Origin of the sequence: Pararhizobium sp. DWP1-1-3, assembly GCF_049896125.1 — a bacterium.
Taxonomy (GTDB): Bacteria; Pseudomonadota; Alphaproteobacteria; order Rhizobiales; family Rhizobiaceae; genus Pararhizobium.
On record NZ_JAFCTR010000003.1, the window covers coordinates 171,157 to 192,398 of the forward strand.

The following is a 21,242-nucleotide window of genomic DNA, read 5'->3' on the forward strand; positions in this document are numbered from 1 at the left end:
TCATGTTTGTGACTGGATCGGTTTCACTACGCGACATCTACAGTCATCTGGACGCCCCTATGCTCATCATGCTCGCTGCTTTGATCCCGATCAGCGACGCGCTGAAGACGACCGGTACAACCGATGTGATCGCCCAACTTGCTTTCTCGAACCGCGGAGATGCTGCCTCCTTATGGGGCTCTTGCACGTATCTTAGTTGCCGCCTTGCAGTTGCGCCATTCCTGAACAACGCCGCAACAGTGCTGGTCATGCTTCCGATCGCCCCTCTTGCGGAAAACCTCGGCTTTCAACCGGATGCGTTCTTGACGGCTGTCGCCATCGGAGCCGGCTACGACTTCCCGACCCCGGTCGGTCACCAGTGCAACACTGCGGTTATGGGACCAAGCGGTTATCGCTTCGGGGATTACCCCCGTGGGGCCTCCCTCTTTCAATTATCGTCCTGCTTGTCAGAGTGCCGATGCTCTTGCTTTGTTTGACCGATATAGCAGGATGATACTGCATGTTGGCAGGCCGTAGTTGGCTCCGACATTTCAATCCCATACTGACATCGGAGGAGGTACATATGGAACCGCTGATCGGACTGAACCAAAAGCCACTGGCGGGGCAAGCGCTGGGAGATCAGGTTGGGCCTCCACTTCCGACCACCTCATCCGAAAAGATAAATGCGGTCATCCACTACTACCGTGGGGAGATGGGGCGCATGACCGGTTGGCGAGATCGCTTGGACCGGACCTCAAATTGGGCCATCACGGTTGTTGCCGCATTGCTGTCGATCTCGCTATCGACGCCGACTTCCCACCACGGCGTCATTCTGTTCGGTATGCTACTAGTATCATTGCTCTTGATCATCGAAGCTCGGCGCTATCGGTTCTTCGACATTTACAGGGGTCGCGTGCGCCAGCTAGAGCGTTACTACTTTGCACAGGTTCTAAGCCCGCAGGCTGAGCTGAATTCGGATTGGGCGGCCGCAATTGCCCAGAGCCTTCGCAAGCCGACTTTTCTTATCAGCTACCGAGAGGCGCTTATTCGGCGCATTCGGCGCAACTACTGTTGGATGTATCTTATCTTGATCTTGGCATGGGGTTTAAAAATCTCCTCACCGGTATTGCTTCCAGACGATACGAATGCGCAGGTTGTCAGCAAATGGAGTGACCTGATCCACAATGCAGCTCTCGGGCCTGTTGCGGGATGGATCGTGTTGACATTGGTGGGGGTTTTATACGCGGCCGTCTTTTTTGCATCGCTATACAATGAGCCGGATGATGGCGAGTTCGCCTTCGGTGAGGCACATGTCTAGGTTCGCTCAACTGTTATCCGGTAGAAGTGCGGAAGGCAAAACGCTACCACACCCTCCGAGCGAAATTTCCGCTTCCACCGCCCTCACCCGTTCGAACCGCTCACCGGCGATTTTTAGCCAGTAACGCTACTGTCGAGAAATCGATTGATGTCAGCGCCGAAGGCGATAAATCGTATCTTCATCAATCCCGCAGACTAACGCACGATCGGCGTTTAACTTCACTATCAGCCCTTTGACAGGGCCACCGTATAGTCTCGTATAAAGGGCAGATATGGAGGTCAGGCTCGCTTCGTTCGCGAAGAACGAAATCAAATTTGAGACCGTCTAATCGGATATCTTTTTCTCGCCCGTGCTTCTGCCTTGTTCACACAACGTCATTTCGAATGCCGGGCACCCTGCGGGGGCAACTCCAAAAGGCACGACACACGTTTTACTCACTTTGACATATCAAGGCACGTCTGCTTCCTGACGTGACGAACAGATTAGACGACAAAAAAGTCGCCAGCAGCCAATCCCGTTCCAAAGGTTACCATCGCAAACTTCACTGCCGCCAGTCCGCCCACACCATCGACATCGAACGATAAAACACCCGTAACCCTGTTGAAAATAATGCGGTCATCCGCGTCTAGGGCAACCTTGCCGGTAATAAAGGCTTTAGCGTCCAGAGTTCCTTCAACAAGTCCGGTGAATGCTAAGTTGTCCAAGCGAATCTCGTCGTCCGAGGAGCGGAAATCAGTCATCCAGTCAAGATCGGCCACACGCGGTGTGACATCGAAAACGAAGGCATCGTGGCCCTTTCCACCCGTCAGAAAGTCGAGGCCGAAACCACCGTTCAAGACATCATCACCAACACCACCCGATATGCGATCATTGCCCAATCCTCCGGTTAGGACATCATCGCCAGCCCCCCCACGCAGATTGTCGTGTCCCTTATTGCCATCCATTATGTCGTCAAATTTGCTACCGGTAATGCTGTCGCTACCTTCCTTGGCGTCGACCACAACCGCATGATCGAAGGCCTTGTAACTGACCGTGTCCCTGCCATTCGTCAGCACAATAAACTCTGCCGGTGGCGCGATCATGATGGTAATGGTTGCAACATTGCTGTTGCCTTGGCCGTCCGTGGCATAGATTGTAAACGTGTCAGTGCCAGAAAAACCCACATCCGGCAGGTAATCGAAGAAGTTGCCGTTCAGGAAATCCTGATGGTAATGAACACTTCCGCCGTATTCGCCCTGCGGAAACGGATAGGAGCCGGGCTCGAAGCGGGTTTCTTGCACCACTCTCCCATGGTCGGGTCCATCGAGAATGACGAACGACAGCAGGTCGAAGTCTTTGTCCGAAGAGCTGAACTTAATATCGTCGAGGATCTCCCCAGTAGAAAGCGTGAAGGTCAAGTCAGTAACGGTCGGGGAATGATTGATAAATGTATCAGGTTGAAGCAGGCCATCCGTTAGAATGATCTGATGCTCACCGTATTGTGTGTTTTCGCCGCCAAAATACTCGTTTGCACCACTATAGGTGACCGTAATGTCGTCGGGGCTTTCGGCCGTGACGGAAACGATGTCTGTGGAGAGATAGGCAGCCTGGGCGGACAGGGTACGAATATAGTTGCCCTCATTGTCGAAGACATGCGTTTCTACCCTTGAGAAGATCTCGTTCCTGCCGTCATTGGTAAAGCTCGTTACGGTGAAGAAACCTTCGAAGACATCGACTGAGGCGACATCGACTGACCCGAAAAAATAGTCGGGCTGTGCGCCTATCGGGCCAACCACTTCACCCGCAGCGTCGGTTATCGTGAAGAGAATTGCGTCCGGGCTTTCATTATTCACGTCTTCCCAGACGGAAAGCTCATTTCCATTGCTCAGTACCGGCATCAGCATCTTCCTTGGCTGCGAAGGAGGCGACATAACGTCCCTGTTATCATGGACCCCTCGTGACATTATGACGAAAAGCCCAGACCCCGCAGGCGTTGGTTGCGGTCGATAATACGCCGTAAATGGTTGAACCAATCTGATACGAAATTGTGACGAAGAGCACACACAATTTAGCGAGAATGTCGACCAGCTCGCACGAAACTGCACGCAAAAAGGTTCTACTTCGACTTGCCGGTGAGCAGCTGTGTCTTATCCAGGGGAACGGCTCCAGCGCTTTGCTGCAGTGAGTGCAAAAGAGCTGCCAGCACTGAAATTTCTGGCAGCCCTCCCCACCTAGCCGAGACAGTTCTCGTTTCCTGCGCGATCACAATATTTCCACAAGTGAATGCGCAGGGGTATCCGACGATCTTACGCCTCAGCCACTGATCGACGCGCCCTCATCCACCCACTGCCAATCGCGAATCTCCGGCATGTCTTGCCCATGCGCGCGAATATACGCCCGGTGCTCAAGCAATTTGCTGTCCATCACTTGCCTTAACCCGACGCGGACGCTTTTCAGTTCCGGCACCCAATCCAGCACGCTATGCACAATATGGTAACGGTCGAGCCCGTTCAGCACAGTCATGTCGAAGGGCGTCGTCGTCGTGCCTTCCTCGTTGTAGCCGCGCACATGGATGTTGTTATGATTGGTTCTACGATAGGTGAGACGATGGATAGTCCAGGGATAGCCGTGGTAGGCGAAGATTACTGGCTTGTCGGTGGTAAACAGCGCGTCGAACTGCTTGTCTGAGAGGCCATGCGGATGATGCTCTTTTGGCTGCAGCGTCATCAAATCCACGACGTTCACAACCCTAATGGCCAGATCCGGCGCAACCCCCTTGAGGATCTGCACTGCGGCAAGCGTCTCCAGCGTGGGAACGTCGCCGGCACACGCCAGAACCAAGTCGGGCTCGCTTTCGCTATTGGTCGACGCCCAGTCCCAAATGCCTATCCCCGCCCGGCAATGAACGATCGCCTTGTCCATGGACAGCCACTGCCACGACGGTGGCTTGCCGGCGACGATGATGTTGATACGGTTCCACGTGCGCAGGACATGATCCGTCACGCAGAGCAGTGTGTTTGCATCCGGCGGCAAGTAGACACGCACGATGTCAGCTTTCTTATTGAGGGCGACATCGATAAACCCTGGATCTTGATGGCTGAAACCATTGTGTTCCTGATGCCAGACATGGCTCGACAACAGATAATTCAGCGACGAGACGGGTCTCCTCCACGGAATATCCTCGCACGCATCCAGCCACTTCGCGTGCTGGTTGAACATCGAATCGACGATGTGAATGAACGCCTCGTAGCAGGAAAACAGCCCGTGCCGGCCGGTGAGGAGGTAGCCTTCGAGCCAGCCCTGGCAGGTGTGTTCGGATAGGATTTCCATAACTCTGCCTTCGCGCCCAAGGTGAACGTCCTCCGGAAGGATTGTCTCCATCCAGGCGCGTTCTGTCACTTGAAAGACATCCTGTAGCCGGTTAGACGCGGTCTCGTCGGGACCAACGATGCGGAAGTTCTTGGCAGCATCGTTCAGCTCCATCACGGCGCGCAGGAAATCGCCCATCACTTTTGTGGATTCGGCTTTCGTAATCCCTGGCTGCCCGGTTACCACTGCATGATCGTGCAATCCGGGGAGATTGAGGGATTTGCGCAGAAGACCACCGTTGGCATGTGGGTTGGCGCTCATCCGACGCAAGCCTTGCGGCGCCGTCTCACGGATTGATGCCAAGGGAGCGCCTGTCGCGTCAAAAAGCTCTTCTGGCCGATAGCTTCTCAGCCATTCCTCCAATAGCTTCAGATGATCCGGATTTCCCGCGATCCCCGAAAGCGGTACCTGATGCGACCGCCAGAACCCTTCTGTTTTGAGGCCATCGACCTCTTTCGGTCCCGTCCAGCCCTTTGGGCTCCGCAAGACGATCATCGGCCACTTGGGACGCGAGGACTGTTTAGAGCCGCCCCGCGCTGCGTTTTGAATGTCATGAATTTTGTTCATCGCCTGGTCGAGCACAACGGCCATTCGTTCGTGCATCAGTACTGGTTCGTGCCCCTCTACAAACAGCGGTTCGTAGCCGTAGCCGATGAACAACGCACGAAGTTCGTCCTCTGGTATGCGCGCCAGAATAGTCGGATTGGCGATCTTGTAGCCATTCAAATGCAGGATCGGCAAAACGGCGCCGTCGCGCGCAGGGTTCAAGAACTTGTTCGAATGCCACGCGGCCGCCAGCGGCCCGGTTTCCGCTTCTCCATCGCCAACGACGCAGGCGACGAGGAGATTTGGGTTATCAAAAGCAGCGCCAAAGGCATGTGAAAGTGCATAGCCGAGTTCGCCACCCTCATGTATGGAACCGGGAACATCGGGCGCCGCATGGCTCGGTATCCCGCCCGGAAACGAAAACTGCCGGAACAGTTTTCGCATTCCCGCCTCGTCGAGCGTGATGTCTGGATAGAGTTCGCTATAGGTTCCTTCGAGATAGGTGTTGGCGACCATGGCAGGGCCGCCATGGCCAGGCCCACAGACGTAGATGACGTCCTCGTCACGGGTCCGGATAACCCGGTTCAGATGTGCGTAGATGAAGCTCAGGCCCGGCGATGTACCCCAGTGGCCCAGGAGTCTTGGTTTGACATGCTCCAGCCGAAGCGGTTCGCGCAACAGTGGATTGTCCATCAAATATATCTGGCCGATCGTCAGATAATTTGCCGCTCGCCAGTACGCGTTGATGTCATGCAATTCGCGCTGCGAAAGACGTTCAGACTCAATAGCTGCATTCAGGGGATCGCTCATATTGGCTCCTGGTTTCGCAGACCTAGAAATTTGCGTAGTGGAGGCGGATTCGGCTGCGAACTCGAAGCACCGTTCTTGGCGTCTCTATAGACGCTAACGCATCAAGCGGACCTTGGGTCCATTCGTCCCAGACAAACGCGAGCCGACAGACATAACCCGTGCGGCCAGGGGTCGCATATCCGGCGAGCATCTCCAGCGTGCCCTTCGTTTCGGCAAGGGAGCAGAGGCCTACAATAGAGCCTTATTCTCTGTTCGCCACTGCGACTGCGCGAAGATCGGGAACGAGCGATCCTTCACCGCTGACGCGGATATCGGCGGCGTTTGCCTCATCGGTGTCGATATGCATCTCGGTTACGGCGTCCGCGCTGACGCGGATAAGCGTCTTGCCAAACACCAGCCCGCGCTCTTCATCGCCGATGTGAACGTCCACCAGCATACCGTCCGCAAGGCCCAGGCGTTCGGCATCATCCGGATTGGTATGAAGATGCCGCGCGGCCACGATCAGCCCATCGGTATTGAGGTTCCCGACGGGGCCGATGAGGCGAACCATTGGCGTACCATCGAGTTTGCCACTATCGCGAACGGGCGCATCAATGCCGAGCGCAAAACCATCCGTTCTTGAGATTTCGATCTGCGTCCGCAGACGCTCGGGGCCGAGGATGGCGACGCGCTCCAGGCGACCTTTGGGCCCCTCTAACGTGACGCGCTCGCTTGCGACCCATTGTCCGGGCTGGCGCAGAGGAACGGCAGGCGTCAATTGGTATCCGGCACCAAACAGGGCCTCGACCGCTGGTCGGGACAGGTGAACGTGACGGGCCGATACCGCGACAGGGATCGGTTCAGGCACTGTTGCCTTCGGCGCCAAAGCGGCGGCCGTCTCCCGGGCGATCATCAATTGCTCGGCAGTCTCTGTGACGATGACCCGTACCCTGGCGCCATAGGCCTGGATCTGCGGTGCAGCATGCTTAGCAAGTTCGACAAACTGGTTTCGGTCGTGGTCGAGCCGCAAACCCATGAACTCCAGTCCATCGCAGATGCGCCGACGCATTGACGGGGAGTTCTCGCCGATGCCTCCGGTAAAGACGACAGCATCAAGGCCACCCATCGCCGCCGCGTAGGCACCAATGTATTTCCGAGCACGATAGGCGAACAATTCGATGGCAAGCTGGGCTTCGGTATCACCTTTACTGGCCCGATCTTCGACATCGCGCATGTCGGATGAGCCCGTTAGTCCCTTCAGCCCGCTCTGCGAATAGAGAGCGTCCTCTACCTCCGCGATCGAAAGGCCACGTTGCCGTGACAGGAATCCAAACAGGCCTGGGTCAACGTCGCCGGAGCGCGTTCCCATCACCAATCCCTCGAGCGGTGTCATGCCCATCGAGGTATCAATGCTCTCCCCGCGGTTGACCGCGCAGACACTGGCACCATTGCCAAGATGCACGCTGACAATCTGGAGATCACGCAGGGGTACGCCAATCTCCTCTGCGGCGCGCATGGCCACATACTTGTGTGAGGTGCCATGAAATCCAAAACGCCGCAGACCGGCATCGCGCCAAGCCTTCGGCACGGCGTAGATCGTTGCGCGTGGCGGATTGGTGCCATGGAATGCGGTGTCGAAGACCGCGACCTGAGGCAGGCTCGGCCAGACTTCCTTCGCAATGCGCACAGCCAGCAGATTGGCGGGATTGTGCAGCGGCGCCAACGGCGTCAGCGCCTCGATCGCTGCAATCGTCGATTCGTCGAGGACCGCTGTGGTTCGGAACTTTTCGCCCCCGTGCACGATACGATGGCCAACCGCCTCCAGTTTGGTAATCCCGTGATCATCAAGAATTTGCGGAAGAGCAACCAAGGCGGCGGCAATGTCGCCAAGTGACGCTTGCCCGGTTTCTGTCCGCCCGCCCTTGGTGATCTTGTAGGAACAGCATCCCGCCTCAAATTTCTCGTAAGTCGCTTTGAAGATTTCAGTCGCCTTTTCGGCAATCTCGAAAACGCCGGCTTTTAGGCTGGAACTGCCGCAGTTCAACACAAGTATTTTCACAGATCGCCTTTCAAACGAGTTCGGCTCATAGTCGAGAGCCAACCGATCGCCACCTGACATAGTCACGACAGCAGATTTGCCGTCATTACCTTAGGGTGTGCCCGGCATTCGTATCGCTTTCATGTCTCCACACACAATCTAGCGCTTAGTGCGCATGAGGGAAGCAGGTAGTTCTGTAGTGATCCTCTTCGCGTCCAACGCGCGACTTCGTCATCGCGCTTGTCTAGCCCGGGTTAGCTCGGGTCGGGCCCTGCGATTACCAAGCAGCGGCATCGTTCGATGCCACACCGGGACTAAGGTCTTGTGTCAAAGCGCAAAGGTCCCAGATGCTGGATTTACGGAACATAGACGGTGGCTGGTCGTTCATTTGGCGATGGAGTAATCGCCAAATGGAAAGATTAAAACGATGCAAATATTAGGTTTGAATATCTCGCCCCTGGCGCTCTCGGTAGCAATGCTCGCAACCTCATTCGCTCCTGCAGAAGCGTTTATAGCGCCTCGCCCCAACCAAATTGCTCAACTAGGCCAAGGCGTTGATGTCGTGCAATATCGCCGACTCGATGGCGATGACTTGCGCAGACGTCACGGATATTACCGTCGTGGGAATGAGACTTACTACAACGGCCACCGTGGATACTACGAACGTCGCCGCGGGTATCGTCGATATAACGGCGCATGGTTCCCGTTGGGTGCATTTGCCGCCGGCGCCATTATTGGAGGAGCGGTTGCAGATCGGCCGGTTCGATACGGTGGCAGTCACGTGGAATGGTGCGCAAATCGCTACCGCAGCTACAGAACGTACGACAACACATACCAGCCCTACAACGGGCCAAGACGACAGTGCAATTCACCATATTGATCAGCGTCAATATGCATAAAACCAGGAACGGCCGGGGGCACACTCCGGCCGGAACGGAACCCTTTACTCTCCGAAGAACGTTCCGAACCGGTCGCCTCTCTGCGGACCGAAGTCTGCGACATCCCGATTGTAGACGGGGTGACGCAAGGTTATGGCGAGCGCTTTCTCATGGCCGCGCAGAGGAACTTAAACAATTGAAACGCCGGGGGACAGTTCGCTGCGGCACGTAGCCCATAATTAGGGAAAGACTTTTCACGAAGACAACCGCGAAACATTCCTAGAGGCGGATCGGGCTGCGCGGTATCGGTAATGTTCGTCACTGCAGGATGGGCCCTGCACCGAAGGTATTCTTACTGGGTCTGCGAGGAAGCAGAATTGATCACTTGTGTTACAGAATTCAAGGAGGAGCACATGAATATCGAAGCCCCGAAACTATGCGAAAACCATCCTGATCGTGACCTGCAATGTCAAGAGTGCGTAGAAGTCGTCATGCAGGAGATCATCGCCGAAGCGACCAGGAAAGGGTGGGAGTCAGTCGAGACCATACAGGCCATGCAAGAAATACTAATGAGATTGCGCCTCGCCTTCGCCGGAGGTCTGTATCCAGAAGATCCACTGAATGTGGCGCCCCAGCCATATTATGATGGCCAAATCGATCGGCCGACCTTCTTAAACCGGTCGTCAATTGTCAGGGTATCTTCTCCGCAACCTTGCCTTGAGGCGTATACGACTTCTCCTCAAACGTAAATCGGAGTTCGCGTAGGGACCTGGAGTCAGTCGAGAAAGCCGACAGTCTCAAAACGTCTACCGAGTTCCATTTGTCCATGTACGTAAAATATCCGCGGATACCTAGACCAGCGCCCCATTGCGATGAGGAAACACGTTCGACGAGCCTCGTCAGATGGCGAGCCAACCATGCTTGAAGCACTAGCCAATGGAGTGTTTTATGAACACAACAATTTGGGATGCGAACGTCGAGCTGAAAAAAGAGTGCGAGGATCATTTTGACGTTATTCGAAATCCGCGCGACGCTCTCGCCTACCTGCTGTCTAAATGGCCGGAAGGTAGGGGAGCCAGCCAGGCCACTGCCCGGCGTGCTTGCTTGGGTGCTCTGGCGGGAACAAATACGAACGCCGAGGCCCGCGCTGCATTTGAATTCGCTGCGCGTGAAGCTGGTATCCTCCGGCAGCACTGACGGCGGACCTCCTGTCCCTGTGTATACTACCTGTCTGCTCACTGCGTTTTCTCCGCTAGAGTGCCGCTGGGGCCGCTCAGTCGGCAGACCTGACCGATGGGAACAGCGTCAACGGCCAGTGTGGCTGGGCGCCGTCAAGCCGCACTGAAAAGAAGCAAGTTTACAGTAGCGCTTCTTCAAGGTCCGTACACGGGAGGCCGAAACCGCTGGGTAACATCCGTCGCCTAGCACCGCTGGTCCCGATGGCGTAGACTTAGCCATCGCACCTTTCATTCGCGGGTGGCGAGACGGACAAAGCTCATCGCGCATCGGTCTTCTTAGGATGGTCAGTGGGAGCTTCTCCTTTGGACGCGTGTCGGACCTTTGGCGGATATCGATCAGAGCTAGACACAACAGTAATATCTGCCGGTAGAAGCGATCCTCCGCACCAACTAGTCTACTGAAGGTGACCCGCCCTTTCGGAACTCGAGACGTTGAATGTAGCGAAAGTTGATGCCTGCGCTTCTACCCAAATTTAAGACGGCAGCCTCGGCTCCGCAATTTTCCCCTTCGACGTCGCACCAACATTCCGTTTTCTATCAGGCCTGCATTATTGACGAACAGCCGTCGCGCCTTACTTGGGACGATAGATGGCACGCCAAGATTAAAGCGTGCATTTGGGAGCTGAATCGATCATGCGGTTGTTCGCGGAGCGTTACCGCTGGAATACCCCCAGTTTGGCCCAGCAGTTTCTCCTCATCGGAGGTTTGGTGTCTCTTGGCGCGACGATCATAGTCGGAGCGTTCGTTACCAGTCTGATTGAAGCCGCAGTCACTAGGAATACCGGGGCTGCGACCGCTCTCTACGTGGACAGTGTCATTGCGCCCCTTCTACCCGACATGCAAACCAACAATAATCTTAGCGAGTCGGTACAAAGAGCGCTGGACGAGACATTGGGCCAAGGTACCCTAGGGAGACGCCTAATGTCGTTTCGGCTGTGGCGTGCAGATGGCACCATTCTGTATTCAAACGAAAAAGCGCTAATCGGAAGAAAGCTGCCGATTAGCGACGGGCTGCAAACAGCGTTAACTGGGACGATGGTTGCCGAATACGACCATGCCGACGATGTTGGCAGTGAAGCCGTGCGAAATAGTGGCTTGCCAGTGCTCGAAATTTACAATCCGGTCCTCCAACCATGGTCGGGTGAAGTCGTCGGCGTCTTGGAGTTTTATGAAATCGCCACCGAGTTTCAGCACAGTCTGAACCACGCACGCTTGCAGAGCTGGCTCGCGGTCGTAGCATTCACGATGTCATTTTTTGCAATTTTGTCGGCCCTCGTGTTTAGAGGTAGCAAGATAATAGACAGCCAAGATAAGGCGCTGAAGCGTCGCATCCACGAGCTGTCTGAACTTCTATTGCAGAACGGCGAGCTAAGCGCGAAGCTCCAACGGGCGAGCCAGCGCACGACGGCCCTCAATGAACGGTACCTCAGACGCCTTGGGGCCGAACTCCACGATGGCCCGGCGCAGCTGGTCGCCTTGGCCGCACTGAAGGTCGACAGCGAGATTATCAGCAACCCTCGAACTTCGCGTAAGGTACGGGACGGCGAGATCGCGTCAATCAAATCCAGTCTGGACGACGCTATGCAGGAAATCCGCACGATCTGCAGCGGTCTCGTCCTGCCCCAGATCGAAGGAGCCGATTTGCGGGAAGTAATCGAACGCGCCCTCAAATCCCATTCTGAGCGCACAGGCACACGGGTAGAACTTTCCCTGTCACCCACGTCTCCTCAGCTCTCGATCTCAGCGAAAATCTGCGTGTTTCGGTTTCTGCAGGAGGCGCTCAACAACGGGTATCGTCACGGGGGTGGCGTTGGGCAATATGTCATCCAGACCTACGACGGGCGGGTTGTCGCTGTTAAAGTTGGCGACAGCGGTCCAGGCTTTGACCCAACTAAAATCCAGCCGTCCAGCCTTGGCTTGTCGGGTCTGCGAGAACGGGTTGAAAGCCTCGGGGGAACATTTGAACTGAAGACATCGGACGGGGGAACGGAGCTGTGTATGTCCTTAAACTTAGATGAAATGGAGCCCTCGTGATGGGAGAGATAACAATTGCGGTCATCGACGATCACCCGCTTTTCCGTGAAGGCGTCATGCGGATTCTTACGGAAATCCAAGGTTTCAAAATAGTCGGCGAAGGCTCAACAAGGGAGGACGCGCTTGAGATCTGCGCTACCCTGAAGCCCGATATCCTGCTCATGGATATTTCGATGCCAGGGGGTGGGTTGAATGCAATCCTGCCTATCCTGGATATCAACTCTGAGCAAAAGATAATGATGCTGACAGTCTCAGAAACAAGCGACGACGTCATGAGCGCCCTGGACAAAGGGGCAAAGGCCTATGTTTTGAAGGGTGTCGGATCGCGTGTGCTTGCCGACATAGTAACATCCGTCGCTGCCGGAGAGACATATGTTTCCCCGACATTGTCGGCGCGGTTGCTCTCCGACATGTCATCGGCCGCAGCCTTGGCAAAGCAGCCCAACCCGATCAACCACTTGACGAGCCGCGAGCAGGAGGTCCTCGACCTAGTTGCGGAAGGACTCAGCAATAAGCGCATAGCGCTCCGGCTCGGCGTCCACGAAAAGACAATCAAACAGCATATGACCCATATTTTTGCAAAACTCGGCACCAGCAACAGAACGGAAGCTGCGATGGTCCTCCGCAATCGCACTATCGTCTAGCGATCTACGGTTCACCCTGCCAGTAGGCCAGTTGCGAGCGTTGCAAAGATCAGTCCCACGACCGGTATCAGAAGCCAGCGGGCTTCACGCAAACTAGTGTCCATCGTCGGCTCCTATGTCCAATCCAGCGTGAATGGAACGCGCCGGGGTTTGTTCCCTGCGGGCGGCTTACGGCCGACGTTTACTGTGGCGATACAGGACTTTAGCCCTACCATGTTCCTGCGTTCGTCTCACGGAAACGAGACTCTAGCCCTAGGGGGGAACAGCTTCAGTTGAATGACGTTGTGCTGCTGTAAACGGAAAAAGGAGCCTGTCATGAAAACGAAACTCATTCTCGCATCAGCCCTCGCCACTGTGCTCAGCGGCGCCGCTTTTGCAGAAGACGGTGCAGTTACCGGGGCGGCTGGTGGTGCTATCACTGGTGCAATCGTAGGCGGTCCCGTGGGCGCTGCAGTTGGCGGCGTCGCCGGCGCGATCGCAGGCGCTGTCATTGATCCCCCGCCGGAACGTGTTGTCACCTATGTTCGACAGCAACCTGTACAGCGTTCAGTCGTCGTCGAACAGGCTGTCGTCGTTGGGAAGCCTTTGCCACAAGAGGTGGTTTTGATGCCGATCGCGGAAGATCCCCGTTACTCCTACACCATCGTCAATGAGCAGCGTGTCATCGTCGATCCGCAGACACGCAACGTCGTCCAGGTGATCCAGTAACGGTAGCTACCCCACCAACACTGTAGCCATGAAGGAGATAAACGATGAACAGCTTAATCTGGCTTGTTGGAGCAATTGTCATCATCGGGGTTATCCTGTCATTTCTGGGCTTCGCCTGAATTTTACAGCAGGGCGATACGCCACGTACCGCCCTGCCTCGTCTCGCCCCCCCAATGAGATCAAGAAATGTCTTATCAATCTACGTCAAAGTCCAGTTCCTCACTAAGCGGGGTTTTCTTCTTTATATTTTTTTTGATGGCTGGAATGACCTTGGCAGTCTTCTCCATAAGCATGGCCGGACCGCCCAAACGACAGGTTAATGTGGTCTTGCCGTTTGGCAGTACTCACTTGGACCAGACGAAATAGCTTGCAGCATTCACAGCTCGCCCTCGCGTCGCCAGCGTCGAGAGTGGTTCATCGACACGACCTAGGAGCACTAAAATGTGGCTTGAGCTGACATCTGAAACAGATGAAAAAATTTACGTGAACGTTACTCAGCTCATCGTCATTTATCCGGTGGATGAGCACAAACTTACGCGGATTTTAACGGCTGGAGGGCCGATTACGATCCAGGAGCCGTTAGCATTTCTCCAAGCAAAACTTGAAGGTGCGATCGGCAAACAATAAATCCAATTTGCTGCAATCGCGCGTTCGAGGCCACCCCAATGCCGTTGCAACGCACCTGATCAGATTTTAATGCAAAAACCGCAGACGGATCTCGTCTGCGAGGGTGGCCCGGCGGTTCACGATGGTGCGACCTTTGGAGTCCGTCATAATATATCGGCCATCGCGAACGAACTCGCTGATCCCGTCGCTATGACGAACAGATAGTCCCGCGCTGTTTCCTTTGGCACCCTGTTCTTTCGCACCTTGCGTATTTCCTCGCGTCTCACTTTTGCCCCCGCCCTGATTGCCATTCCCGCCGCCGTTTCCGTTGCCCCCGCCGTTTCCATTTCCCCCGCCATTTCCATTTCCCCCGCCATTTCCATTTCCGTTGTTGCCGTCTTTTGCAAAAAGAGACTGGGGGGTAAGCTCAAGGGTGAAATCGGAAACCTTCATTGTGTAAGGGGTCGCCGCAATCAATACGCTAAAAACAATGCCGAGTTGAGACTGAACAATTTTTCGGCACGTCGTCATGTGGGACTCCTCGCGAGCGAACCTGTACGCTCATCATCTCAAAGAACGCAGGCATGCGTGCAGTAGCGCTTTATACTCTGAATTTGACGCGCCGGTCGTCAACGGACCTAATCGTATTTATCCTCATCCCCGCCTTTTCTCAATCTCGTCCAGGCACAAGCCGTTTTCTGGCAGGGTTGAATGTCGCGACACCAGAAGAACCTGTAGTTTACACGGATTTGGTCTCAAAACTCGTTGTCCGCTTGCTTAGTAGGACCTTTGCCTTGATTTCGTTCCGAAAGTCTTAGCTCGTTGGACGGCTGAAGCCGGATGGATGGATGACCCACGAGAGCTATATCAACATTAGGCCTGTGTTGCTCAGCCGCTGGGCTGAATAGAAAAAGCCGGTGTATCACGAGGTTGAAATGCCCGACGGATTTACGTTTCGTAGAAGCCTCTTCCCCCAACGCACGGCCCCGCGCAGACCTGTCTGGAAGGAAATCTCACGATGACGCATTATGCCTGGACAATAAGGGCTAGCGGTTTGCAGGACGTACAAAAGGTCACCACGCTGCCGGAACTTCACGACGTACTTCAATTATTGAAGCTACCCGGAATAGCACCTCCGGCATGGTTGACCATGGATCCCTGGCGCGAAGAGCTTTCCGGGGATGGCCGCTACGTCTATGATGAAGGTGGCTCGGATGAATGGTCCGTCGTCTGGACAAAAGTCTACTACGGGCCCGGTGACGTTACCTGAAGTGAGGCAGCAGCGAATCTCCTTAGAAGAGAGTGGACTTGTTACCGGTCACTCGAAAAGCTAGCCGGCTACAGCCGAAGATTTACTGCGGCTGTTATCTGCTAAGCGCAAACTCCCGGTGGAACCCCAGCCCAAATATCGCTGGCGAAGACATTTGGCTACCAGCTCTTATCACATACGATGACCCGCCGCTCGAAAACGAACGAGGGGCCTGGCTGGGGTAGCCATGCAACCGTCTCTCTGCGATCCACGGTGAAGGCTGAACCGTTGAAATTCGGCTCCGACGGCACACAGGACCTATGCCAGCCCACGATGGACTTTAGTCCGCGACGTCAAGCCACCTTTTGGATGTCCAAATTTGGGATATCGCCCAACGGTTCATCTAATCGCTCAGTCGGATGATAACCGTACGCACTTTTAAGAGGCTATATTCTCGACGTAAGGCAGCTATCGTTCTCGAACATTAACGATGGAGAAAAAAATGCCCAATCGTAGCGATCGCTCAATCAAAACGCAGCTGGCGCGGCGCCATTTCTTGGGCATTGCTGCAGCTGCGGGCGCCAGGCTTGCCGCAGTAACAGGCGCGGCAGGCGCGATTACAGCACCTTCAGACGCCAACAGCATGGGGAGGAACTGGGGCAAGCATAGGGGGAAAGGAAAACACGGTTCAAATTGTTTTCTGCGGGGAACCACCCTTTCCACATCGACCGGCGAAGTAAAAGTTGAAGAGCTTTCCATCGGGGACTTGATAACGACGTTGCATGGGGAGGCGATGCCCATCCGATGGATTGGTCGTCGGAACTACAAGTCAACTCATTACCCTACGGCCGGAAACGTGATGCCCATTCGTATCCGGCGACATGCCTTGGACGGGCAAGTACCTCATTCAGACCTCTATTTATCGCCGGGGCATGCCTTGCTCGTTGACGGGGTTTTGATCCGGGTCATGGACCTCGTGAATGGGGCCTCCATTGCCCCAGCTCTGCCTCAGGGGACAGATACCATCGAATACTTCCATATTTTGCTCGATGGTCATCAAGTAATCCTTGCTCAGGGTGCACCAACCGAAACTCTGCTTTTAGAAGGGCAAAATGACGAGCACTTCGCGAATTTCGCTGAACTGCGGCAGCTTTTTCCGGGGATTTTCGATACTCCAATGAAGCCTGCTGCGCCGATCGTTGGTTACGGAGGGAAAAAGCATCTAAAAGCCTTGTTACGTATTGCGGCGAGCCTCGTCGTGAGGAATGACGTGATATACGATGACTATGAAAAAATCGCGGCTCGCGCGTTTTTTGTTGCTCATCGTGAGCTCTTTCACGAGGAGGCCCCTCTGTAACCACGGGAACAGCTTAATTCGCTGGCGCGGCTGCAAGTAAGATGAAGCGTACTTGCGTACGTATACCGCGGCTTTGTTATCTGTCTACACGTTGGGTTTGGTTGTCCTGATATCCTTCACTACTTCCTCCACAGCGACCAAAACCTCGTCTACGGTCCAGCCGGATGCTGCGGCCGCGGATACAATCGCGTTCACAACCGGGTGGACAAGCTCTTCGCACTCCATCGTACGCTGCATATCGCCAAGTTCATATGTCGGTGGGGGGATTTGCATGTTGTGCTCCTTCGCATTGGAAACCCTGGGTTAGATAGAAGGTTCCCCAAAGGTTGGTTCGATCCAAACGGAGTAAAGTGAAACTGCGGCTAATGCGGAGCGGTTGACCGGGCCAATTCGAGATATTCTGTCGGGCAGTTAAGTCTAACAACTGACGAATGCTTCCCTGATGAGCCGATCGATCCGCTCCTGGGCAAACGGTTCAGGCGCATGGCGCGCCGCTCCAGCGCCGCCCGGTCAGACGGGGTGGTTCAGGACGCTCAATCCACCGTCTATCGTAAGGCATGCCGCATTCATGAAGGGGCATTCGTCGGAGATCATGAACAGGGCTGCCAGCGCGATCTCTTCCGCCGTGGCGATGCGGCCGCCGGGATGCAATTTCATTGTCGCGGCCTCAGCTGCAATGGGATCGGGGAAACTGTTCCAGTATTCTGTCGCCTTCTTGGTCCGGACGTAGCCCGGCGCCATCGCATTCACTCGCACGCCTTGGGAGGCATATTCGATACCGAGAGACTTGGTCATGCCCAACAGGGCATGCTTGGCCACTGGATAGGGGAACGTGTGCGGAATAATGGTGAAAGCGTGGGTCGAGGCGATATTGAGGATCACGCCGCCGCCCTCCCCGATCATGCCGGGCAGCACGGCCTTCGAGCAGTTCCAGGCGCCCTTCAGGTTGATATCGAAGCAGCGCTGCCATTCCGCGTCGCTGGTTTCCAGCGGCTCGTGAAAGACATTGACACCGGCGTTGTTGATCAGCGCGTTGATAGGGCCGCTCTCGGCGGCGGCGCGTTCGACGGCCGCGGAAATTGCCGTCGCATCGGTGATGCTGGCAACGGCATATCCGATGGTCGCCCCACCCACCTTCAAAGTCTCGGCCTCTGCCTCCAGCAAGCCGCCATCAAGGTCGACGAGAAACAGGCTTGCGCCTTCACTGGCGCAGGCCCGCGCTATCGCAAGGCCGATGCCCTGCGCCGCGCCGGTGATCATGATCCGCTTGCCCTTGAGCCGGTTCGTCATCGCATCAGTCCCTTGCATCACCACTCGGCAAAGCTGCCATCTTCATGGCGCCAGATCGGGTTGCGCCAGCGATGGCCTTCCTTGGCGCGCTCGATCACGTAGGCCTCATCGATTTCGATGCCGAGGCCGGGTCCCTGCGGGATCGAGACGAACCCGTCGGCATACTGGAAGACCTCCTTGTTGGAGATATAGTCGAGAATGTCATTGCTCTCGTTATAGTGAATGCCGAGGCTCTGCTCCTGGATGAAGGCATTGTAGCTGACGGCGTCGACCTGCAGGCAGGCTGCAAGGGCGATCGGGCCAAGAGGGCAATGCGGCGCCAACGCCACGTCATAGGCCTCCGCCATCGTCGCGATCTTGCGACATTCGGTGATACCGCCGGCATGGGAAAGATCCGGCTGAATGATATCGACGAAACCGTCGGACAGGACTTGCTTGAAGTCCCAGCGGGAATAGAGCCGCTCCCCGAGCGCGATCGGAGTCGAAGTGTGATTGACGATGTCGCGCAGGGCTTCCTTGTTTTCCGACAGAACCGGCTCTTCGATAAACATCAGCTTGTAGGGATCGAGTTCCTTGGCCAGCACCTTCGCCATCGGCTTGTGCACGCGGCCATGGAAGTCGACGCCTATGCCGATATAGGGACCGACCGCTTCGCGAATGGTCGCGATGGTCGCGACAGCCTTTTCCACCTTGTCGTAGCTGTCGACGATCTGCATCTCCTCGCAGCCATTGAGCTTGATCGCCTTGAAACCGCGGGAGACGACGTCCCTCGCATTGTTGGCCACATCGGCCGGGCGGTCGCCGCCGATCCAGGAATAGACCTTGATCCTGTCACGGACCTGGCCGCCGAGCAGCGAGTGAACCGGCTGGCCGAGCGCCTTGCCCTTGATGTCCCAGAGCGCCTGATCGATGCCGGAGATCGCGCTCATGTGGATCGCGCCGCCACGATAGAAACCGCCACGATACATGACGTTCCAGTGGTCCTCGATCAGGAACGGATCCTTGCCGATCAGATAGTCTTCCAGTTCGTGAACGGCAGCCTGCACCGTCAGGGCACGCCCCTCGACTACCGGTTCGCCCCAACCGACAATGCCTTCATCTGTTTCGACTTTCAAAAACAGCCAGCGCGGCGGAACGATATAGGTGGTCAGTTTGGTGATCTTCATCAGCGAAGGTCCTGTGTCGAAGGGAAGTGTCGGTCCGGAATTTTCGCGCCAGAGCGCTTATGCGCCGGACTTCTAGGAGGAGGACTGAGGAATGTGCCGTTTAACGGCGACAGCAAGATCGCGTGCGGCCAGAGACAGCAATTGCAACGAGCAGTTCCGGGCGGCGGCGGTGTCGCGCATACGCAGCGCTTCCACCAGTTGCCGGTGTATATCCACTGCTTCGTCGCGCGTATCCACCGCTTCGTTGGACGCATGCAGCGAGAACTCCAAGGCTACCTGAATAATGCTCGCCAATTGCAGAAACACCTGATTGTGGCTGGCTTTCAGGAGATTGGTATGAAAGGCGACATCAGCCTTTGTGAAGCGCTCGATATCGCCGTCTGCATCGCGCATCTCATGCCAGGCGCGTTCGACATCTGCGATCTCCTGTACCGTCGCCCGCTCGGCCGCGAGTTCGGCGGCGGCCGGCTCGATCGCACGGCGCGCTTCGAGGATGCAGTTCAAGAGGTCAAATTCAAAGATCCGGGGGCCGATCCATTCCAGCACCTGCTGATCGAGAATGTTCCACTCGTCCTTGCGGCAAACAACAGTACCGACCCGCGAGCGCCCTCGCACGAGGCCCTTGGATTCGAGGATTTTCAGGGACTCACGGATGACCGTGCGGCTGACGCCGTAGCGTTCACAAAGTTCGTTTTCCGTTGGAAGAAAGTCGCCGGCCGAGAAGATGTCGGCGCAAATATCGGCGGCGATGGCCCTCGTCACGTTTTTCTGGACACGCGGCCGCCGGACGGCCTTGTCGCCGGCCTCATCCGCTGATCGTTCCTGTAGTCCTTCCACCGACATCTCCATCCCCGTCGCCGCATGCTCAACGAGCCTTCGGCGATGCATATCGCAGTTTGAATTGCATGGCGACCGTCGCGAACGGACCATCACGCTCATTCTCATTATCATACATAGTTATTTTAATCATCATACAAAGGCAATTGACCAGTATGATGTTTCGTCCTACACAAATGAACACTGCAGGGAGCAGTTTGATCTAGGGAGAGAGACCATGCGCTTTTTAAGAGCAGCCATCCTGGCTGGCACAGTCGCCGTTTTCGCTGCCACGTCGGCTTATGCTGCTGATGTGAAAATCGGTTTCATCGTCAAACAGCCTGAAGAGCCCTGGTTCCAGGACGAATGGAAGTTTGCTGAAGTTGCCGCCAAGGAAAAGGGCTTCACGCTGGTCAAGATCGGCGCCGAAGACGGCGAAAAAGTTCAGTCCGCTATCGACAACCTCGGCGCACAGGGGGCGCAGGGTTTCATTATCTGCACCCCCGACGTCAAGCTCGGCCCCGGCATCATCGCCAAGGCTGCTGCCAACGATCTCAAGCTGATGACGGTTGATGACCGGCTGGTCAACGCCGACGGCAGCCCGATCGAAGATGTGCCGCATATGGGCATTTCCGCCACTAAGATCGGCGAAGCCGTCGGTCAGTCGATCGCCGACGAAATCAAGAAACGCGGCTGGAACATGACCGAAGTGGGCGCGATCCGCGTGTCCTACGATCAGCTTCCGACGGCCGTCGATCGTATCGAAGGTGCTCTTTCGGTGCTGAAGGCCAATGGCTTCCCGGAAGCCAATATCTTTGATGCACCCCAAGCAAAGACCGATACTGAAGCAGCGCTCAACGCATCGACTGTCGTTCTCAACAAGAATGCCAATATCAAAAAATGGGTCGCGGTTGGACTCAATGACGAAGCCGTTCTCGGCGCCGTGCGCGCCACTGAAACTGTCGGCATTACGGCTGACAGCATGATCGGCGTCGGCATCGGCGGCGCGGATTCAGCGATTAATGAGTTCAAGAAGCCAACAGCAACCGGCTTTTTCGGTACGATCATCATCTCGCCGAAGCGTCACGGCTACGAGACTGCGCTCAACATGTATGACTGGGTTGCTGACGGCAAGGAGCCGGAAAAGCTGATCCTGACGGCTGGCCAAGTCGCGCTGCGCGACAATTATGAAGCGGTCCGCAAAGAGCTGGGTATCGAGTAATCGTCGCATCATCGAA

19 protein-coding genes are annotated in these 21,242 nt (G+C 55.8%); 12 read left to right on the forward strand and 7 right to left on the reverse strand.

Annotated features, from left to right (window positions below; all coding sequences use genetic code 11):
* Positions 1-2 precede the first annotated feature (2 nt).
* Together ACP7BS_RS08820 and ACP7BS_RS08825 are read left to right on the forward strand one after the other, a co-directional pair.
* Positions 3-476, forward strand: coding sequence for an SLC13 family permease (locus ACP7BS_RS08820; RefSeq protein ID WP_426237671.1), 474 nt, complete (start codon positions 3-5; stop codon positions 474-476).
* An 86-nt stretch (positions 477-562) separates the two neighbouring features.
* Positions 563-1,297, forward strand: coding sequence for a DUF2270 domain-containing protein (locus ACP7BS_RS08825; RefSeq protein ID WP_426237673.1), 735 nt, complete (start codon positions 563-565; stop codon positions 1,295-1,297).
* Positions 1,298-1,779: 482 nt separating this feature from the next.
* On the opposite strand, the gene ACP7BS_RS08830 is transcribed toward ACP7BS_RS08825, so the two are convergent.
* The 3 genes from ACP7BS_RS08830 to ACP7BS_RS08840 all read right to left on the reverse strand — a co-directional run bounded on the left by ACP7BS_RS08830 (position 1,780) and on the right by ACP7BS_RS08840 (position 8,039).
* Entirely contained in the window at positions 1,780-3,174 is a 1,395-nt protein-coding gene (locus ACP7BS_RS08830) for an Ig-like domain-containing protein (RefSeq protein WP_426237674.1), read from the reverse strand.
* Positions 3,175-3,589: 415 nt separating this feature from the next.
* Positions 3,590-6,001, reverse strand: a complete 2,412-nt coding sequence (locus ACP7BS_RS08835; protein ID WP_426237675.1) for a phosphoketolase family protein — start codon at positions 5,999-6,001, stop codon at positions 3,590-3,592.
* Positions 6,002-6,242: 241 nt separating this feature from the next.
* Positions 6,243-8,039: an acetate/propionate family kinase gene (locus tag ACP7BS_RS08840; RefSeq protein WP_426230341.1), complete on the reverse strand. Its 1,797-nt coding sequence runs from the start codon at positions 8,037-8,039 to the stop codon at positions 6,243-6,245.
* 412 nt (positions 8,040-8,451) lie between these two features.
* Between ACP7BS_RS08840 and ACP7BS_RS08845 the strand changes: the two genes are divergently transcribed.
* The 7 genes from ACP7BS_RS08845 (at position 8,452) to ACP7BS_RS08875 (ending at position 14,147) form a co-directional block, all read left to right on the forward strand.
* Positions 8,452-8,898 carry a BA14K family protein gene (locus ACP7BS_RS08845; RefSeq protein WP_426230753.1) on the forward strand — a complete coding sequence of 149 codons (447 nt, stop codon included), beginning with the start codon at positions 8,452-8,454 and terminating at the stop codon, positions 8,896-8,898.
* A gap of 411 nt (positions 8,899-9,309) precedes the next feature.
* Positions 9,310-9,645, forward strand: a complete 336-nt coding sequence (locus ACP7BS_RS08850; protein WP_426237676.1) for a hypothetical protein — start codon at positions 9,310-9,312, stop codon at positions 9,643-9,645.
* Positions 9,646-9,844: 199 nt separating this feature from the next.
* Entirely contained in the window at positions 9,845-10,093 is a 249-nt protein-coding gene (locus tag ACP7BS_RS08855) for a DUF982 domain-containing protein (protein ID WP_426237678.1), read from the forward strand.
* Between the two features lie 674 nt (positions 10,094-10,767).
* A complete protein-coding gene (locus ACP7BS_RS08860; RefSeq protein ID WP_426237680.1) occupies positions 10,768-12,168 on the forward strand; it encodes a sensor histidine kinase in 1,401 nt (466 codons plus the stop codon).
* Positions 12,165-12,812 (forward strand): response regulator, encoded by a 648-nt coding sequence (locus tag ACP7BS_RS08865; RefSeq protein WP_426230345.1) that lies wholly within the window; start codon positions 12,165-12,167, stop codon positions 12,810-12,812. The genes ACP7BS_RS08860 and ACP7BS_RS08865 overlap by 4 nt, the downstream gene beginning before the upstream one ends.
* A 315-nt stretch (positions 12,813-13,127) precedes the next feature.
* On the forward strand, positions 13,128-13,520 hold the full coding sequence (locus ACP7BS_RS08870) for a DUF1236 domain-containing protein (RefSeq protein ID WP_426230346.1): 393 nt from the start codon (positions 13,128-13,130) through the stop codon (positions 13,518-13,520).
* A 441-nt stretch (positions 13,521-13,961) separates the two neighbouring features.
* A complete protein-coding gene (locus ACP7BS_RS08875) occupies positions 13,962-14,147 on the forward strand; it encodes a hypothetical protein (RefSeq protein ID WP_426237681.1) in 186 nt (61 codons plus the stop codon).
* A gap of 66 nt (positions 14,148-14,213) precedes the next feature.
* Here ACP7BS_RS08875 and ACP7BS_RS08880 read toward each other — a convergent pair whose 3' ends face one another.
* A complete protein-coding gene (locus tag ACP7BS_RS08880) occupies positions 14,214-14,657 on the reverse strand; it encodes a hypothetical protein (RefSeq protein ID WP_426237683.1) in 444 nt (147 codons plus the stop codon).
* 487 nt (positions 14,658-15,144) lie between these two features.
* On the opposite strand from ACP7BS_RS08880, the gene ACP7BS_RS08885 reads away from it, so the two are divergent.
* Positions 15,145-15,396, forward strand: a complete 252-nt coding sequence (locus ACP7BS_RS08885; RefSeq protein WP_060511140.1) for a hypothetical protein — start codon at positions 15,145-15,147, stop codon at positions 15,394-15,396.
* Between the two features lie 481 nt (positions 15,397-15,877).
* A complete protein-coding gene (locus tag ACP7BS_RS08890) occupies positions 15,878-16,732 on the forward strand; it encodes a Hint domain-containing protein (protein WP_426237685.1) in 855 nt (284 codons plus the stop codon).
* Positions 16,733-17,242: 510 nt separating this feature from the next.
* Here the strand turns inward: ACP7BS_RS08890 and ACP7BS_RS08895 are convergent.
* The 3 genes from ACP7BS_RS08895 to ACP7BS_RS08905 all read right to left on the reverse strand — a co-directional run bounded on the left by ACP7BS_RS08895 (position 17,243) and on the right by ACP7BS_RS08905 (position 20,037).
* The gene (locus tag ACP7BS_RS08895) at positions 17,243-18,022 is read right to left on the reverse strand and encodes an SDR family oxidoreductase (RefSeq protein ID WP_426237687.1); all 780 of its coding nucleotides are present in this window, start codon (positions 18,020-18,022) and stop codon (positions 17,243-17,245) included.
* Positions 18,023-18,039: 17 nt separating this feature from the next.
* A complete protein-coding gene (gene dgoD, locus ACP7BS_RS08900; RefSeq protein ID WP_426237689.1) occupies positions 18,040-19,188 on the reverse strand; it encodes a galactonate dehydratase in 1,149 nt (382 codons plus the stop codon).
* A 72-nt stretch (positions 19,189-19,260) separates the two neighbouring features.
* Entirely contained in the window at positions 19,261-20,037 is a 777-nt protein-coding gene (locus ACP7BS_RS08905; RefSeq protein ID WP_426237691.1) for a FadR/GntR family transcriptional regulator, read from the reverse strand.
* A gap of 205 nt (positions 20,038-20,242) precedes the next feature.
* Here ACP7BS_RS08905 and ACP7BS_RS08910 point away from each other — a divergent pair, with 205 nt between their 5' ends.
* Positions 20,243-21,226 (forward strand): arabinose ABC transporter substrate-binding protein, encoded by a 984-nt coding sequence (locus tag ACP7BS_RS08910; RefSeq protein ID WP_426237693.1) that lies wholly within the window; start codon positions 20,243-20,245, stop codon positions 21,224-21,226.
* Positions 21,227-21,242: the final 16 nt, after the last annotated feature.